Annotated in this window: 17 protein-coding genes and 2 pseudogenes; 13 read left to right on the plus strand and 6 right to left on the minus strand. The window is 68.6% G+C overall.

The window, feature by feature from the left end; translation table 11 throughout:
* Nucleotides 1–198: 198 nt before the first annotated feature.
* From ACXKR8_RS38465 to ACXKR8_RS38480, 4 genes and pseudogenes are all read left to right on the plus strand, one after another.
* A pseudogene (locus tag ACXKR8_RS38465) lies at nucleotides 199–513 on the plus strand (Uma2 family endonuclease); the annotation flags it as partial.
* A gap of 5 nt (nucleotides 514–518) precedes the next feature.
* Nucleotides 519–650, plus strand: coding sequence for a hypothetical protein (locus tag ACXKR8_RS38470; RefSeq protein WP_462100766.1), 132 nt, complete (start codon nucleotides 519–521; stop codon nucleotides 648–650).
* A gap of 227 nt (nucleotides 651–877) precedes the next feature.
* Nucleotides 878–1,021: a hypothetical protein gene (locus ACXKR8_RS38475; protein ID WP_458269160.1), complete on the plus strand. Its 144-nt coding sequence runs from the start codon at nucleotides 878–880 to the stop codon at nucleotides 1,019–1,021.
* A gap of 511 nt (nucleotides 1,022–1,532) precedes the next feature.
* Nucleotides 1,533–1,940, plus strand: coding sequence for a CBS domain-containing protein (locus tag ACXKR8_RS38480; RefSeq protein WP_458275201.1), 408 nt, complete (start codon nucleotides 1,533–1,535; stop codon nucleotides 1,938–1,940).
* A 121-nt stretch (nucleotides 1,941–2,061) separates the two neighbouring features.
* Here ACXKR8_RS38480 and ACXKR8_RS38485 read toward each other — a convergent pair whose 3' ends face one another.
* From ACXKR8_RS38485 to ACXKR8_RS38505, 5 genes and pseudogenes are all read right to left on the minus strand, one after another.
* Nucleotides 2,062–2,199, minus strand: a complete 138-nt coding sequence (locus ACXKR8_RS38485; protein WP_458269161.1) for a hypothetical protein — start codon at nucleotides 2,197–2,199, stop codon at nucleotides 2,062–2,064.
* 38 nt (nucleotides 2,200–2,237) lie between these two features.
* Nucleotides 2,238–2,678, minus strand: a complete 441-nt coding sequence (locus ACXKR8_RS38490) for an Hsp20/alpha crystallin family protein (RefSeq protein WP_458269162.1) — start codon at nucleotides 2,676–2,678, stop codon at nucleotides 2,238–2,240.
* Nucleotides 2,679–3,047: 369 nt separating this feature from the next.
* Nucleotides 3,048–3,385: pseudogene (locus ACXKR8_RS38495) on the minus strand (MerR family transcriptional regulator).
* 912 nt (nucleotides 3,386–4,297) lie between these two features.
* The gene (locus ACXKR8_RS38500; RefSeq protein ID WP_462100011.1) at nucleotides 4,298–4,594 is read right to left on the minus strand and encodes an STAS domain-containing protein; all 297 of its coding nucleotides are present in this window, start codon (nucleotides 4,592–4,594) and stop codon (nucleotides 4,298–4,300) included.
* Between the two features lie 478 nt (nucleotides 4,595–5,072).
* Complete coding sequence (locus tag ACXKR8_RS38505) at nucleotides 5,073–5,276, minus strand: cold-shock protein (RefSeq protein WP_458269164.1); 204 nt, start codon at nucleotides 5,274–5,276, stop codon at nucleotides 5,073–5,075.
* Between the two features lie 734 nt (nucleotides 5,277–6,010).
* On the opposite strand from ACXKR8_RS38505, the gene ACXKR8_RS38510 reads away from it, so the two are divergent.
* From ACXKR8_RS38510 to ACXKR8_RS38520, 3 genes are all read left to right on the plus strand, one after another.
* The gene (locus tag ACXKR8_RS38510; RefSeq protein WP_458269165.1) at nucleotides 6,011–6,214 is read left to right on the plus strand and encodes a cold-shock protein; all 204 of its coding nucleotides are present in this window, start codon (nucleotides 6,011–6,013) and stop codon (nucleotides 6,212–6,214) included.
* A 394-nt stretch (nucleotides 6,215–6,608) separates the two neighbouring features.
* Nucleotides 6,609–8,114 carry a DEAD/DEAH box helicase gene (locus ACXKR8_RS38515; RefSeq protein WP_458275202.1) on the plus strand — a complete coding sequence of 502 codons (1,506 nt, stop codon included), beginning with the start codon at nucleotides 6,609–6,611 and terminating at the stop codon, nucleotides 8,112–8,114.
* A gap of 387 nt (nucleotides 8,115–8,501) precedes the next feature.
* A complete protein-coding gene (locus ACXKR8_RS38520; protein ID WP_458269166.1) occupies nucleotides 8,502–8,930 on the plus strand; it encodes an Hsp20/alpha crystallin family protein in 429 nt (142 codons plus the stop codon).
* 78 nt (nucleotides 8,931–9,008) lie between these two features.
* Here the strand turns inward: ACXKR8_RS38520 and ACXKR8_RS38525 are convergent, their stop codons facing one another.
* Complete coding sequence (locus tag ACXKR8_RS38525; protein ID WP_458269167.1) at nucleotides 9,009–9,410, minus strand: hypothetical protein; 402 nt, start codon at nucleotides 9,408–9,410, stop codon at nucleotides 9,009–9,011.
* A gap of 189 nt (nucleotides 9,411–9,599) precedes the next feature.
* Here ACXKR8_RS38525 and ACXKR8_RS38530 point away from each other — a divergent pair, with 189 nt between their 5' ends.
* The 6 genes from ACXKR8_RS38530 to ACXKR8_RS38555 all read left to right on the plus strand — a co-directional run bounded on the left by ACXKR8_RS38530 (nucleotide 9,600) and on the right by ACXKR8_RS38555 (nucleotide 15,909).
* Nucleotides 9,600–9,989, plus strand: coding sequence for a hypothetical protein (locus ACXKR8_RS38530; protein ID WP_458269168.1), 390 nt, complete (start codon nucleotides 9,600–9,602; stop codon nucleotides 9,987–9,989).
* A 201-nt stretch (nucleotides 9,990–10,190) separates the two neighbouring features.
* Nucleotides 10,191–11,705, plus strand: coding sequence for an IS21 family transposase (gene istA, locus ACXKR8_RS38535; RefSeq protein WP_458267424.1), 1,515 nt, complete (start codon nucleotides 10,191–10,193; stop codon nucleotides 11,703–11,705).
* 44 nt (nucleotides 11,706–11,749) lie between these two features.
* Nucleotides 11,750–12,523, plus strand: a complete 774-nt coding sequence (gene istB / locus ACXKR8_RS38540) for an IS21-like element helper ATPase IstB (RefSeq protein WP_458267423.1) — start codon at nucleotides 11,750–11,752, stop codon at nucleotides 12,521–12,523.
* Between the two features lie 277 nt (nucleotides 12,524–12,800).
* Nucleotides 12,801–13,139, plus strand: a complete 339-nt coding sequence (locus ACXKR8_RS38545; RefSeq protein ID WP_458269169.1) for an RNA polymerase-binding protein RbpA — start codon at nucleotides 12,801–12,803, stop codon at nucleotides 13,137–13,139.
* Between the two features lie 1,066 nt (nucleotides 13,140–14,205).
* A complete protein-coding gene (locus tag ACXKR8_RS38550) occupies nucleotides 14,206–14,544 on the plus strand; it encodes a MerR family transcriptional regulator (RefSeq protein WP_458269170.1) in 339 nt (112 codons plus the stop codon).
* Between the two features lie 1,143 nt (nucleotides 14,545–15,687).
* Nucleotides 15,688–15,909 carry a hypothetical protein gene (locus ACXKR8_RS38555; RefSeq protein WP_458269171.1) on the plus strand — a complete coding sequence of 74 codons (222 nt, stop codon included), beginning with the start codon at nucleotides 15,688–15,690 and terminating at the stop codon, nucleotides 15,907–15,909.
* The last annotated feature ends 12 nt before the right edge of the window (nucleotides 15,910–15,921 follow it).

Here is a 15,921-nt window from a genome sequence, read left to right on the forward strand (position 1 = left end):
GGCGCGAGCTGTCGCTGTGAAGTCCGTGGGGAGGTGCTGGCCCGTACGGTGGCGGTGTCCGTTGGCCGTTTGGGAGGCGCGCGATGAGCACGATGTACCCGGGGTACGCGCAGTGGCTGCGGCAGGTTCGGCGGTCGATGAAGCTGCCCAAGGCGGTCAAGCTGCTGTTCGACCGGGGGCGTCTGTTTCTGTCCGCCGGTGGCGGAGGCCCACAGCGAGGCGGGCGACTCGATCCGGCTGCAGTTGGCGGAGCAGCTCGCCGGTGAGGCGGGGCTGCACGTGACGCGGGACAAGGGGGTGCTGCCGGAGCTGGACGGCTACACGCCTGAACCGGACGTGCTGGTGGTGGACGCGGGAGTGCTCGGTCCGGGGGACGCTTTCCTCGGGCAGGAGCATGTGCACTTCGTTGCCGAGAGCGTGTCGCGTTCCACGGTCGGTCAGGACTACGGGCGCAAGCTCGACCAGTACGCTGCGCGCGGCATCCCGGTGTACTTGGTTGTGGATGTGCTGACCGGGGAGTGCGTTCTGTACCGGGAGCCGAAGGGGACGAGTACACCTCGGCGGTGCCCTACCGCTTCGGCGAGGAGGTCCGTTTCACCCTCGCCCAGGTCGCCGTGACGGTGCGCACCGACTTCAAGAGGATCCGCTGACTTCTGTCGGTCCCTGAGCCGAGGCGGCACGATCTCGGGTTCCTGTGAACCCCTCACGAGACTGCGCCGGAGCCGGCTGCTCCTCGTGCCCGCGGGGATGGCCCCAAGCACGGTCGAGGGGCTTCTCCCCTGGGCTCGGGGTCGGGGCGGCTGCGCCGGTCAAGGGGGGTGTGCGGTCCGTACGATGGCGGTGTCTGGTGGTGGGTTCGGGGTGTGCGGTGAGTGCGGTGGATCCGGGGTACGCGCACTGGCTGCGGCAGGTCCGGAAGTCGATGGGGCTGCCGAAGGCGGAGAAGGTGCTCCGCGGGGTGGGGTTCTCCGACTGCCCGAGCTTGAACGTCCTGCTGGCCCTGGGTCTGATCCAGGCGTAGTGCTCTGCCGCGCCGTCAGGGCCCGCTGTGGGAACCGCGGGTGCCGTCCGGCGTCCGGTGGGGGCCGGTCGGCCTCCTGTGGTGCGGGGTGGGCGCGGGCACAGTGAGGCCGTGGACCAGGGAAAGAGGAGCAGGCCATGGCAGTGACACCGCACGGCGGCAGCACCGGCCCGGCGGGGCGTGAGCCGCGGCCCGAGGACGCGCGGATCCCCTGGGATGGGTTGCCCCGGTACAGCCGGGTCAGGGATCTGAAGATCCATCAGGTCGTTCCGGTCGCCCCCGGAGCCGACTACGCGAGCCTGGTGGCCGCCGTGCACGACCACCACGACGACCTGCTTCCGGTGGTCGAGGGTGGCCTGCTCGTCGGTCTGGTCACCGCCTCCGACCTGCTCGGCAGGCTCGCCGTCCAGGCGCTGCCCGGGCGGGGGACGCGCTTTGCGACCCGCCAGGTCCGGGCACTGCGCCGGCGTGCCGCCGGGGTCACGGCCGGTGAGCTGATGTCCGCACCCGTCTGGACCGTCCCGAGGACACCGGTGTCGCCGAGGCGGCCGCGCTGGCCATCCGGCACCGGGTGCACCACCTGCCCGTCACCGACCATCGGAACCGTCTGTTCGGCCTGGTCTGTCTCTGCGACTTGCTGGGCGCCGTGCGCAGGGACGACGCGGAGGTCCGCTCCGAGGTGCTCTACCTCGCCGTCGCCACCGACGTGGGGGCCGACCGGGCCTCGCTGCGGGTGGACTGCGAGCACGGTCGGGTCCAGCTCACCGCCTGCACGGCCCGGCACAGCCAGGCGAACGCCCTGCTGGCACGGGTCCGTGCGGTCGAGGGTGTCGTCGCCGTCGACGACTCCCTCAGCTGGCACGCCGACGACCTGCTCGCCCGCAGCAGCCGCAGCACTTCTGAGCCGCGGCACCGGTAGTCAGTGGCCGGTGCCGGTGTCGGTGCTGCCGCCGGTGTTGGTGGGGACGAAGTCGAGGAGGTGAGCGCCGACGGGTGCCTGACCGCCGAACCGGAGCCGCTGAACCTCTGGGCTCGGGCTTCTAGCGGCGCTTCCCGGTCGTTCGGGCGCCGGCCTGGCAGCGCGGTAGGGGCGGGTCGCGGGAGGTGGGGACCTCGCTGTCGTCCTCGCCCTCGATCGGGGAGGCGACGCCGTCGGCGGCCGGGAAAAGGTCACGCAAGATCGACATGTCACGAGCGGCGGGACCCTACGGATGGGTCAGGAGGTGATGGCCTCGCGTTCATCCCGGGCGGTGATGGTGATCTTGCGGGGGCGGGCTTTTTCGCTGATCGGCACGCGCACGCTCAGCACGCCCTGGTCGTAGTGGGCCTCGATCCGCTCGGTGTCCAGTGCGTTGCCCAGGAACACCTGCCGGGAGAACCGGCCAAGGACGCGCTCGTCCGCCAGCACCTGTGCACCGGGCGGCAACTGGGCGGAACGCTCGGCGCGCACAGTGAGCACGTTGTGCTGCACGTCCAGGTCCACGGTCTGTGGGTCGATGCCCGGCAGGTCCAGGCGCAGCACGAACACTTCACCGTCGCGGTAGGCGACAAGGGGCATCCCCGCCGGCTGGGAGACGGTGCCGACCTGCTGCTGGGTGAGGCGGTCGAGTTCGCGCAGGGCGTCGGTAGGCATCGGCAAGGTGATCAGCTCCTCCACAGGCGTCAATGGTCACGGGTGCCCAGGGACGGCATAACGCCAGGTCTCCCGGATCAGCTCCAGCCGGGCACCACGAAGAAAAGTTATAGCGCCAGACAAGCTTTCCTGACAAGCAGAGGCTCAACTCTCTGTTTCAGTCTGCGCAGATTCAAGAAGGGCCGCGACCGGGGGGCAGGAGCTTTGGCGTGGTAGGTCTGGCTAGACGCTTCTGGCACGTGAACAACGGTGCCCTCGAACGTGATCCAAGGGCCTCCAGAGGGAGACCCGCCCGGCCGGCCAGGCGGGTGGCCCCTGAGCGCGATGTCGCCGAGGGCGTCGCGTAGGCGCGGGGCGATGGCTGCGACGACGACGGAGAGGGCCTTTGCCCTGTCAGGCTGCGGTAGCGTGGTTTGCCGACTCGGCCGCGCGGCGGTACTCGGTGTGGATACGCCTGGCTTCTTCGAGTTGGTCTTCGAGGATGACGATGCGGCAGGCGGCCTCGATCGGGGTGCCCTGGTCGACCAGTTCGCGGGCGCGGGCGGCGATGCGCAGCTGGTAGCGGGAGTAGCGGCGGTGGCCGCCGGTGGAGCGCAGCGGGGTGATCAGGCGGCGTCGCCGATGGCGCGCAGGAAGCCCTGGGTGGTGCCGAGTATCTCGGCGGCCCGGCCCATGGTGTAGGCGGGGTAGTCGTCGTCGTCGAGACGCCCGAACGAGTCGTCTGCTGTCATCTGTCCCTCTCTCTGGACAACGCGTGGAGGGGCCCTGGTGCCGTCTGGCACCAGGGCCCCGAAGGAACTGCTACACCATCTGCCGGCCCTGGAACTGCGCCGGCCCTCTGTTTCCGCAGGCCCGACCGTGTCGCTGTCGGGGATGCGGGGATCGCGGTTGCTTGACCTCAGACCACCTCACTATCGATGTCCTGCGGTACCCGGGTTCATAACTTCCGCCCGGGCGATCCTGATGGCGCCTGGATCCTCCGTTCATCCCTCTGGGATCAATCACTTACCGAAAAGCGGTACTGCGAACTACTGGTGACCTGCGGTAGCGCCACTCTCCGGCAGCCAGTCCCGTCGCCCAACCTGCTCTTGCTCTGGCTTGGAACCCCACTGCCGAACCTCCCGGTGCGCGCGCCCGCAGCCGACGCCTTCACCGAGGTACTGCCCACTCAACTTCACCGCTGCGACCTGTACTGCGGTACTGCCACCTCGTCCTGCGGTCGTGCTTGTGGCGGCCCCTGATCACTGCGGGCCACCCGGTGCGGTAGTCAGTCCCGTCGCCATCCAGCAATAGTCATGGCTTCGGAACTCCACCACCGCACCGCCCTGCGAACTGCACTTACTCGTACTAATGCCCGGCAGTTCGTTTCTGCCAGGCCCCGCTGTCTTCTTCGCTACGAGAGAAACCATAACCACAGCACTACTGGGATGTCTACTCCAGCCACTGTAGATTTTCCATACCTCGCGGGAGAGGTAGCCTGCCCTGGTCTCCGAGGCTGGGAGCCCCTGGCTGGGGCTGGGATGCGCTGCGGAGGCCTCATGTCCCGGGATTGCGCTCCACGGGTATCCGTGTTCTTCGCGGGGTCGGACTGGTGCGGCCAGTTAGTGCGTCGGCGACTGTGGCGTGGCAGGGAAGCAGGACAGTCAGGCGGGTGGCCAGCAGCAGCGCGCCGATCTGGTGCCGGGTGTAGACCAGGCGCAACCAGCCGCCCTCACGGTCGGCGCGGTCGCGGGCTGTGCACAGGATCCCAGGGCCGAGGCGTCCATGAAGGTGACCGCGCTCAGGTCCACGACCAGCCGCCGGACGCCCCCAGGGCTGCCTCGACGGTTGAGGTCCATCCGCAGCACCGCCGTGGTTGCCACATCCAGCTCACCGCACGCGGTGACCACGCGGCACAGCGCCCCGACGGCCTCCGGCTCCTGATCAATGTCGGCATCCACGGGACAACTCCCTCTGCTTGACCTGCGCGTGTGGCGCTGTGGCAGGCGAAGCCGGGGTCTGGGGCCGACGCAGCCCCGAGCATAGCGGGAGTGAGAGGGCGCATACGCAGCGTGAGGGAAGCGGCAGCATGCGGTCGGAACTAGGAGCACAATGTCCGGGTGCCGCAGCTCGGCCTAGAGCCGCTCGGCGCACGGCCGCCCTTGCCGTCGTGCCCGCGAAGTGGACGCGTCTCCGCGGGTTCGGACCGCGATTGCCGAGCGCGGCTCAGGGTGCGCACAGGTCACAGTGCTGAAGCAGAAGCAGGAACCGGCTGCGCGAGAACCTCCGGCGCACCTGCTGGCCTGGACAGCCCGGGCTTCGCTGAAGACCTGCCTCGCTCGGTTCCAGATGGGCCGGCAGGCACGCTTCCGCGACTAGGGCGCAGCGACAGCAGTGATGCCCCGCTCGGCCGGACGCGGGGCATCACCGGGAGGTGCGTCAGACGACCTGGATGTTCTCCGCCTGCGGACCCTTCTGGCCCTGGGTGACCTCGAACTCGACCTTCTGGCCCTCCTGGAGCTCGCGGAAGCCCTGGGCGTTGATGTTGGAGTAGTGGGCGAAGACGTCGGGGCCGCCGCCGTCCTGGGCGATGAAACCGAAGCCCTTCTCCGCGTTGAACCACTTCACAGTTCCACTGGCCATGTGCTGCTCCCTGTCGGGGACGAGGGTCCTCGCTGGTGAGGACCCTGGTGGTGTGGGTTGCCTGCCTTGGTCCTCCGACAGCTGGTGAAGCGGTACTTCGGACACACGACTGCTGGTCACGCGGCCAGGTCTACCCAGCACCCCCGCTACGGCAAACTGATGATCCGACTAGATCACGTCCAATCGCAGAACCATCGCCTGCCGGCGGCTTCCTGGCGTCGCACGGCCGGTGGCACGGTGCGGACCCCGCACCGACGACCTACCGCGATTCCCCCGCCACAGCCCCTCTGCGATCGCAGGCCGGCTCCTGCGCCTTGCCGGGGTGCGCCGGGACGGCGCAGCCGTCTTCGTGGCCAAGGGTGCCTGGTGACACGACGCCGTCCGGTAGTCGAATACACCTGGCGGAGTGCGATGAAGGCCGGGCAGACCCCCAGACCTGGGCCGGGGGCCTGGGTATCCGGTGAGGGCGTTGGCTCCCGCGTTCGGCCGACGCCGTATGTCGGACGGACCGTCAGTTTGCTTCGCGGAGATTTGATGCCCCACAGAACGCTTGCCCCTGCTACAGTCATGAATGTTGCAGTTGTGGTTCCCATGAACTTATGTGTGCGCCTGCTGGTTGTAGCCAACAGGCGCATTTTTGTTTTCCCGGACACGCTCCGGGCTGGTCATCATCACGGCGGCCCAAGACCTGTGACGTACGGGTCTCGGAACAGGCCCCATCAAGGAGTACATATATGACTACTGGCACTGTGAAGTGGTTCAACGCGGAAAAGGGCTTTGGCTTCATCGAGCAGGAGGGTGGCGGCGCTGACGTGTTCGCCCACTACTCGAACATCAACGCCCAGGGCTTCCGCGAGCTGCTTGAGGGCCAGAAGGTCGAGTTCGACGTCACGCAGGGCCAGAAGGGCCCGCAGGCCGAGAACATTCGTCCGATCTGATTTCCACCGCCGCGGTAGTCGTTACTGCGAAGCACCTGCCCGAACCGCGTACACCCATGGTTCGGGCAGGTGGCACCAACTCTTGAACACCATTCTGGCCCGCACTCGGGCCCTCTGGCTCCGCCACCGGCGATCCACCCCGCGAGACGCACTGCGCCGCGTACGGGTATCGCCCTTCCGTGACTCACTGCTGTCGTATCTCTGAGTACGGTTCGAGGTTTCTGCCGCCCGTTCCGGGTGTGCGCCGACCGTAGGTGACGTGCCGAACGGTTCTACCGTCCACGCTCCGCATTCTCAATTCTCTTCGGCTCGTTCGTGCGATCTCCCCGCGTCCTTCTGCGCGGCCAGGAGTCTTCCTCGACGCGCGCCGCATTCGAGGAAGGTCCTCCCCGTGATCCGTTCCACTCGTTCCACCGACCGCAGTTCCAGCCCGCATGCCCGCTCGGCGTCGCGTGCCGAGGTCGCCGGCTCCTCCTACGGTCGCCGCACCTCGCGCAGCTCGTCCCCGAGGGAGCGTCAGGGCGGCTCTGTGCAAGGCGAGTTCGCGCTGCCGGTGAGCACCACCCCGGCACTGCCCGCGGTGGAGGCGTTCAGCGACCTGGACATGCCCGCCGCCCTGCTGGCGACCCTGGCCGGTCAGGGTGTGACCGCGCCGTTCCCGATCCAGGCCGCCACCCTGCCCAACTCCCTGGCCGGTCGCGACGTCCTGGGCCGTGGCCGTACCGGTTCCGGCAAGACCATCGCCTTCGGCCTCGCCGTCCTGGCCCGCACCGCCGGCCGCAAGGCCGAGCCCCGTCAGCCGCTGGCCCTGGTCCTGGTCCCGACCCGGGAACTGGCCCAGCAGGTCACCGACGCGCTGACCCCCTACGCCCACGCGGTCCGGCTGCGGCTGGCCACCGTGGTCGGCGGGATGTCCATCAGCCGCCAGGCCCAATCCCTGCAGCGCGGAGCCGAGTTGGTCATCGCCACCCCGGGCCGCCTGAAGGACCTGATCGAGCGCGGCGACTGCCGCCTGGACCAGGTCACCGTCACCGTGCTGGACGAGGCCGACCAGATGGCCGACATGGGCTTCCTGCCCCAGGTCACCGAACTCCTGGACCAGGTCGCCCCCGGCGGCCAGACCATGCTCTTCTCCGCCACCCTGGACCGCAACGTCGACCGCCTGGTGCGCCGCTTCCTCAAGGACCCGGTGACCCACTCGGTCGACCCCTCCTCGGCGACGGTCAGCACCATGGAGCACCACCTGCTTCACATCCAGGGCAGTGACAAGAACGCGGCCATCGCCCACATCGCCTCGCGCACCGGCGGGGTCATCATGTTCACCGACACCCGCCACGGCGCCGACCGCCTGGTCCTGGACCTGCTGGCCAACGGGGTCAAGGCGGCCGCGCTGCACGGCGGCAAGTCCCAGCCGCAGCGCACCCGCACCCTGGACCAGTTCCGCAACGGCCAGGTCACCGCGCTGATCGCGACCAACGTCGCGGCCCGCGGCATCCACGTCGACGGTCTGGACCTGGTCGTCAACATCGACCCGCCGACCGACCACAAGGACTACCTGCACCGCGGCGGACGCACCGCCCGCGCCGGGGAGTCCGGCACCGTGGTCACCCTGGTGCTGCCCAACCAGCGCCGCGAGATGACCCGGCTGATGCACACCGCCGGCATCACCCCGCACACCACCCAGATCCACTCCGCCGACGCCGCACTCGCCCGCATCACCGGAGCCTGCGTACCCAGCGGCGTCCCGGTCGTGGTCAGCAACCCGGTGGTCGAACGCCCCCGCCGCGGTGCCTCGGCCGGCGGCCGCAGCAACCCGCGTAACCGCCCCGCCGCGCGCGCCGTGAACGGTGCGCCCGTCGCCCGCAGCCAGCCCGCACGCCGTCCGCGCGTCGCAGCGTAGGACCTCCAGCCCGCATTGGCCGGGCAGAGCGGACCAGTAGCGCAGAGTCGTAGTCGTGGAGTGATGATTCCACGACTACGACCCTGCGCTGTTGTGCCACCAGGAAGACTGCAGTGCTGGGGTCCCGGTGGTTCAGTGAACGCGTCCATCCTGCTGGGCATTTCTCGTGCCGAAGGAGCCGGTTTGCCGAGACGCGCGGGTCGCGGTCCCCGCGAGGCGCACTCTCTGCCCGGTGTCGGACCGCGCTACCGACCTGTCCTCTGCGGCGCGAAGGGTGCGCACAGGCCGCCCAACAGAGTTGAGTCGAGCTTGCTCAACCTGGCGACCGTGTGCTAAAAAATTGCCGTCGCGATGTGCATCCCCCAACAGGTGAAGGAGTGAGTCAAGATGCTCATGCGTACCGACCCCTTCCGTGAGCTGGACCGGCTGACCCAGCAGGTGCTGGGCACCCCCGCCCGTCCGGCCGCGATGCCGCTGGACGCGTTCCGCCACGGCGACGTGTTCGTGGTCGAGCTGGACCTGCCCGGAGTGGACCCGGAATCGATCGACCTGAACGTGGAGCGCAACGTGCTGACGGTGCGCGCCGAGCGCCGTCCCAGCGCCGGTGAGAACGTCGAGCTGCTGGTGTCCGAGCGCCCCCGCGGCTCCTTCAGCCGCCAGCTGTTCCTGGGCGACACGCTTGACACCGAGTGCATCGATGCAGGCTACGACGCGGGCGTCCTGACGTTGCGGATCCCGGTGGCCGACCGAGCCAAGCCCCGCAAGATCGCCATCAGTCACGGCAGCACCCAGCGCCAGATCGAAGCCACGGTCTGACCGACCCCACAGCCCAGCCCCGGCCGAATCAGGACGCCCTCCGGGCCGGGGCTCCGCGGCCGAAACGGTGCTGGCCCGCTACCAGATCCGTCTGCGGGTTCCCCACAGTGGCCGGTGGCCTGCGCAGGCCGTGCGCGGGTATGGAAGTGGATCGAGGTCGGCGTCGGTGACGATATCGGCGCGGCCACCCAGCATGGCGAGCCGTTCGCGCAGGACTGCCGCTGCGTGCTCGCGCGTCACCTGCGTCAAGCCGAAGTCCTCCATGGCCTTGACCAGGACTTCGTCCACGGTGACCAGCATCGTTTGGGCGCGGTCGGCCCTTGAACGGGCCCGGCGAACAGTCCAATCGGCGGCACTGACCAACTTGCGGTGCTCACGGCTGGCCGACCGCCTCTCGCGGTCGGCCCTTTGCCGTCGAGTTGTCCACACCACCAGCACCACCATCCCCGATACCGCCACCATCCACCGGCCGACCGCCACCTGACCCCTCCTCCATCACACGACGGTTCCCTGACGATCCGTCTACCCCACCCAGCAACCCGCGATGACCAGCGCCACGCCGCCGGCCATCCGGTACACCCACACAGCGGGCAACCGGCCACCGCGCTGTCGGCAGCCGAGTGGGCGCACTCGACCCCCCACCGCTGTCAGCAGCACTACAGAGGCACGATGACCGACACGTGTGCGTGCGAGGCCCCCGCCCCCGACCGGGCCTATGCCAAGGCCCCCGACCTGCGCGGGGAGTTCACCCGCCTGATGGCCCTGACGCCCGACGCATTGGCCGGCCGCCTGGCGGGGGCGCAGCTCCGTGCGTACCTGCTGTGCCGGGCAGCGGTCAAGGACCGCACCGCGCTGATCGCCGTCCTGAGCGAGGCCGACCGCGACTTCGCCAAGGCAGCTGCCGAAGAGGCCGAAGCCGCCGCCGAGGCGCTATGGAACCACGACGCGCAACACACTGCAGGGCATGGCCCAGGGCCCCGGTCGGCCCGCACCGACGCGGCAGGAGAGAGTCTGCGTCCCTACGTACGCCGCCACTACCTGAACTGGGTTTCGACGTGATCGTCCCGCAGCCGCGTACTGTCGGCGGCCGTGGCAGAGTCCAGGTGTGCGGCCAGTTGAGTCCAGGCTGATGGCCACCGGAAATCCAGGTGGATGGCCTGTTGACCTGTGGTGTTCCTGATCGCTCCCTTTATCTGAAGAAGACCCCTCCGTCCGGTTTGCTGGTGTTTGCGAGCATCAGCTACCGGCCGGAGAGGTCCTATGACGAAGTCTGACAGAGAGATCATGGAAATCTTTGAGGCGTACGACCTGACGGAGACCGTCTGGTCGGCGGCGGCCCTGAGCGGGCACGACCCCAAGACCGTCAAGCGGTATGTCCAGGCCCGTGACCACGGGCTCAATCCCTTCGAGCACGCGCCGCGGCCGAAGATGATCGACGCCTACCTGGAGAAGATCGAGGAGTGGGTCGACCAGACCCACGCGGCGATCCGGGCGGACGTGGCCCACGACAAGCTCGTGCGGATGGGCTTCGCGGGCAGTGCGCGCTCGACCAGGCGGGCGGTGAACGCGGCGAAGGGCGCGTGGCGGTCCGGGCGGCGGCGCTCCTACCGGCCGTGGATCACCGAGCCGGGGATGTGGCTGCAGTTCGACTGGGGCGAGGGCCCGCGCATCGGCGGGCGGCGGACCTGGCTGTTCTGCGCGTGGCTGTCGTGGTCGCGGTTCCGGGTCGTTATCCCGGTCTGGGACTGCACGTTGGGCACCCTGGTGGCCTGCCTGGACACCACGTTGCGCAGGATCGGCGGAGCGCCGACCTACATCCTGACCGACAACGCGAAGACCGTCACCGTCGACCACATCGCGGGGATACCGGTGCGGCACCCGCAGATGGTCGCCGCCGGCCGGCACTACGGCTGCCAGATCGTCTCCTGCGTGCCCTACGACCCCGAGTCCAAGGGCGGCGCGGAGGCCACGGTCCGCATCGCGAAGGCCGACCTGGTGCCCACCACCGCGAACCTGCGGCCCTCCTACGACACCTTCGCCGAGCTGGCCGATGCCTGCCGCAGTTGGTGCCTGGAGGTCAACGCGCGGCGCCACCGCTCGACCGCGCAGATCCCTGACCTGCGGCTGGAGATCGAACGTGCGACCTTGCACGTCCTTCCCGCCGAGCCGTTGGCGTTGGCGCTGGGCGCTGAGAGGACGGTGGGCGCGGACCGGACTGTCAGTTTCAACGCGGTGCGCTACTCGACGCCGCCGGGCTATACCGGGCAGCGGGTGTGGTGCCGGGTGGTGGGTGAGGAACTGTCGATCACCGCGCGCACCGACACCGGCGACCTCGCCGAGATCTGGCGCCACCAGCTGTCGACCCCGGGGGTCCCGCAGATCATCGACGCGCACTACCCCGACCACCCCGAGGGCCGGAGCATCCTCGCGCCGCGGCTGGCACCGCGCTCGGAGGCGGAGATCGCGTTCGTGGGCATCGGCCCCGGGGCGGGGCGCTGGCTCAAGGAGGCCGGACCCGCCGGCGCGGTGCGCATCCGCGCGAAGATGGCCCGCGCGGTCGAGCTGGCCACCGTCATGGGCAGCGACAACGTCGACCGGGCCCTGGGGCTGGCAGCCACAGCCGGACGCTTCGCCGACGACGACCTGGTCTCCATCCTGGAACACCTCCAGGGCAGCACGCCCCTGGGCGAGGTCGTGCGCGCGGACGAGAGCCACTCCGCCCAGAGCGGCACCTCGGGCTGGCAAGCCCTGGGCCAGCAGAACAACCCACGCTGACCACACCCACCCTGACTATCCATCACCAGACGATCGGCACCGCCATGTCCTTCCCCAACCCGCCCGCCATCCCCGAGGAACTCGACAAGCTGATGCGCCGCATGCGCCTGCCCTACATGCGCAAGGCCGCCCCCGACGTCCTGGCCACCGCCCGCGCCCAACGCTGGGACCCCGCCGAGGTCCTACGGCTGCTGATCGCCGAGGAGGTCACCGGCCGCGACGCCGCCACCCGACGCCTTCGGCGTCACTCGGCGAACTTCCCCACCGGCAAGACCCTCGCGTCCTGGCGCACCGAGGATTCCACCATCCCCGAACCCACCCAGAACTCCCTGACGACCCTGGAATGGATCGGCCGAGCCGAGAACCTGGTCATCGCCGGTCCCTCGGGGACCGGGAAAAGCCACTTCACCGAGGGTCTGGCCCAGGCCGCGATCGAGAAGGACCTGAAGGTGGCCTGGTTCACCCTGGAGACCCTGACCGCCGCGATCGGCAAGTCGAAGGTCGACGGGTCCACCGCCCGCACCGTCGCCCGGATCTGCCGCGCTGATCTGATCGTTTTGGACGATATTGGCCTGCTGCCGGTCGGCGAGGACGCCGCCGAGGCGTTCTACCGCATCATCGACGCCGCCTACGAGCGCCGCTCCATCGCGGTGACCAGCAACATTCACCCCTCAGGCTTCGACACGATCATGCCCAAGACCCTCGCGGGTGCCAGCACCGACCGCCTCATGCACCACGCCCACCTCGTCACCACCACCGGCGACTCCCACCGCCTCGCCGAAGCCCTCGCCGGCAAGGGCGTGGTCCCTCTGAACTGACCTCCCCCACCCCAGGAGCACCACTGACCACAGGCCTGGGTTTCTGATGGCCACCAGCCTGGTGAACCCACGACCACCTACCTGGGGATCTCAATGACCGTTGACACGCGTACCGGCGCTGGTGTGACTGCCCAGCGCCATACGGATCAGGCAAGTGCCCCGGGTACGGCGCCCCATCCAGGCACGCGGCTCGGTGGGGCGGAGGCGGTTGCTACCCGTACGCTGGGTGGCTGCCTTCGGCTTGGAGGCGGGTCGTTCGGGATGAGGGGTGTGGGGCGTGGCGGGACGCAGTAGCGGTATTCGGGGCAGTCAGGTCGGTGCGGGGCCGATGGGGGAGAACGAGCGCGGTGAGTCGGCGCCCCGCACGGTGGTCTCCTTCTGGTGCGGCAACGGGCACGAGGTCCGGATCGGGTTCTCCCTGGAGGCGGTGACCCCGCAGGAGTGGGACTGCCCCAAGTGCGGGCTGGTCGCGAGCACGGACCGCGACAACGCCCCGGCGCCCGTCAGTACCGTGCCCTACAAGACACATCTGGGGTATTTGCGCCAGCGTCGTACCCAGGAGGAGGGCGACCTCCTGCTGGAGGAGGCACTCGCCAAGCTCCGCGGAACCATCTGAACCATCGTGGGCCGCAGCTGTGTCACTCGGTGAGGGCAGTGAGCAGTCGTCGTGCGGACGGCGATCAGGGCGGAGTCGTCGGTGTTGTCGGGGGCCAAGGCGCGGAGGAGTCCCTCGTAGGTATCGAAATCACCGGTGAGCTGGTCCTCGGCGTCGCAGTGCCACTACGGTCCTGTGCAGCCGCCCCTGCTCGTCCACGAGACCGATCGCGCACCAGTTCACCCAACGCGGACACCAGGATGCACGTCAGCCACCGCAGCGCGGCCTCCACCTCGAGGGTGCTCACCAGTACCTCGCCGGCATTGGCCAGCACGGTACGACGGTCCACCGTGCTGCTGGACGGCACGGTCCACGTCATCGTCTTCAGCTGGTGCCGGGTTCTGCTGCCTGCCGCGCATCTCTCCTGCTGGATCGGTGGAGCACCCGCAGCCCGCGCCTGCGGCAGGCACGCGGACCTATCCGCCGGGCCACTGCCCCCTGGCCGTGGCGAGGCTGCTTCGCGGTGGGCGTCCGGGCGGGCGTCTGTACGCGATCCGCCGTGAACCCGTCCTTGGGGCCCGATGGCTCTGGTGGCGGTGGCCGCGACGGACATAAATCTATCGGGGCTGCGCTAGACAACACGAGCAGCAGCAGGTTAGATTCCTCTCGTAGCCAAGTAAGTCAGCAGGGTGCGGCAGACACGGAACTGCCGCGCACACGCAGGTGGAACGGCAGTGGAGTACTGAGGGCCGGTTGCAGGTATCGGTGGTCCCAGTGCTGGCTGCCGGGTCAAACGGTCGCAGGGCCGTGGAAATGCGGTACGCAGTTGTATGTGCAGTACAGCGGTTGATGAACGACACAGATTCGGGATCGCCCGCGGCCCACTGGCCTGCGGAACCGTGCGCAGCTGAAGGGCCGAGGATTCCCGGTCGCGTAGCTGCGGAGCCCGCACCCCTTTCACCAGGTGGTACGGAGAGGTTAACCCGGTGCCCACGGCATCGGCTGATGATGTGTCTGCAGTCCGTCGGGGCCCTGGCGCGGTACACAGCCAGGGCCCCGACGTGTGTCCCCCACTAGACGAGGTGCAGTGATACTGAACGCCAACCAGCCGGTCGACAGACTCGACGACGACGACTACCCCGCCTACACGATGGGCCGCGCGGCCGAGATGATCGGCGCCACCCCCGGCTTCCTGCGCGCCATCGGCGACCTGGGGCTGATCACCCCGCTGCGCTCGGAGGGCGGCCACCGCCGCTACTCCCGCTACCAGCTGCGGATCGCCACACGGGCGCGCGATCTGGTGTCCCACGGCACCTCGGTGGAATCGGCCTGCAAGATCGTGATCCTGGAGGACCAGCTCGAAGAGGCCCTGCGCCTGAACCAGGAAATGCGCGAGCGCGAGCAGCCCAACCACGGGACGGCCTGAAACTCCTCGCACTGCCACCAGGGCGAAAGAGTCAGCGCCGAGAACGGGATCCGTACCCGGTAAAACGACTGACCCCCGGAGGCACTGCGAGCGGCACCCCTGCAGGGACAGGGCAGCCAAGGTGTTCATCTGCGGTGCGTACGAGCGGTCCGCCAAGTCCTGAGGGGATTTGACCTGGACCTGGGCGCGGCGTCGACCCCTGGCTGCCGGTGCATGGAACCAGGAGGCTACCTGCCTTATCCTACTGGGGAAATCTACTGGGGCTGGAGTAGACATTGCCATTGAGAGTGGCTAGCGTTTCTCTCGTAGCAAGCGCCGCCCGGGAAGATTCCGGATGGCGAGGCAGGTGCAGTTGAGTTCGCGCAGTAATGACATGGCCTCGGTAGCGGGGTTCTTTCGCCAGGCGGTCGTGATGGCGGCAGGACCGGTTGCCGAGGAGGCTGCCCGCAGTGATCAGGGGCGGTCGACAGGGAAGAAGTTCATGCAATACGCAGTAATTGATTGACGTGTGACTCGCAGTTGAACAGTTGAGTTGGCATTGCGAACACCAGCAGGTCTCGCCGGATGGTTCGGCGTGGTAGGCGCCGAAGTCGGCGCGGTGAGAACAGGTGGGGCTCAGGCGACTGGGCCGGGCAGTCAACGGCGCCAGGGGCGGACCTCCCACCAGGCAGCCCGCAGTTACATGGGCGACAACAGAGCCAGCCGCGCATCAGTAGGCGGAAATATCAGCAGGTTGAAGTACAGGAACATGGCAGGTTCGAGGAACAGGAGGGTATGGAGCATCATCAGGATCGCCCGGCCGGTGTTAGTTGACCGGACGAACGCCGCAGAGGCCAGATCGACGAAGAAGGTGGTCCTCGGTCACGTATACGCGATCCCCGCGCCCCGTTTCCTTGGGGCCGTGCGGAAACTGAGAGCCAGCGAACGCAGCTGGTAGATGGTGTTGTATCCCCCCATAAGGGCCCCGGTGCCACGGCACCGGGGCCCTCGCTGTTCCGCAGGACGGGACACAACGTTTCCCCTGCCGATGGGAAACCCCGGCGCTGGGGAAGGGCAAGGTCCTGGCGCACGTTGCGCGCCGCCTCAGGCTCGTGCTCTGTGCGGGGCTTCCTCGCCGCCGCGACTGCGGGCATACTGGCCGTAATGACAAATATGCGTATGGCCAAGCGTCACCTGCCGTCCAGCCCCTTCAAGGCCGCCGTTGTGCCCCCGAGCAAGCTCTTCGCCGTGGGCAACCGAGTCACCCATGACGTCTACGGCCTTGGCCGGGTCACCAGTGTCGAGAACGGCGTGGCGGTCCTGGTCGACTTCGGCGCACTCCTGAAGCGCATCGCCAGCCCCTACGCCAAGATGACCGCCCTCTAGAAGCGGCCGTAG

This window comes from Streptacidiphilus sp. PAMC 29251 (assembly GCF_054208735.2).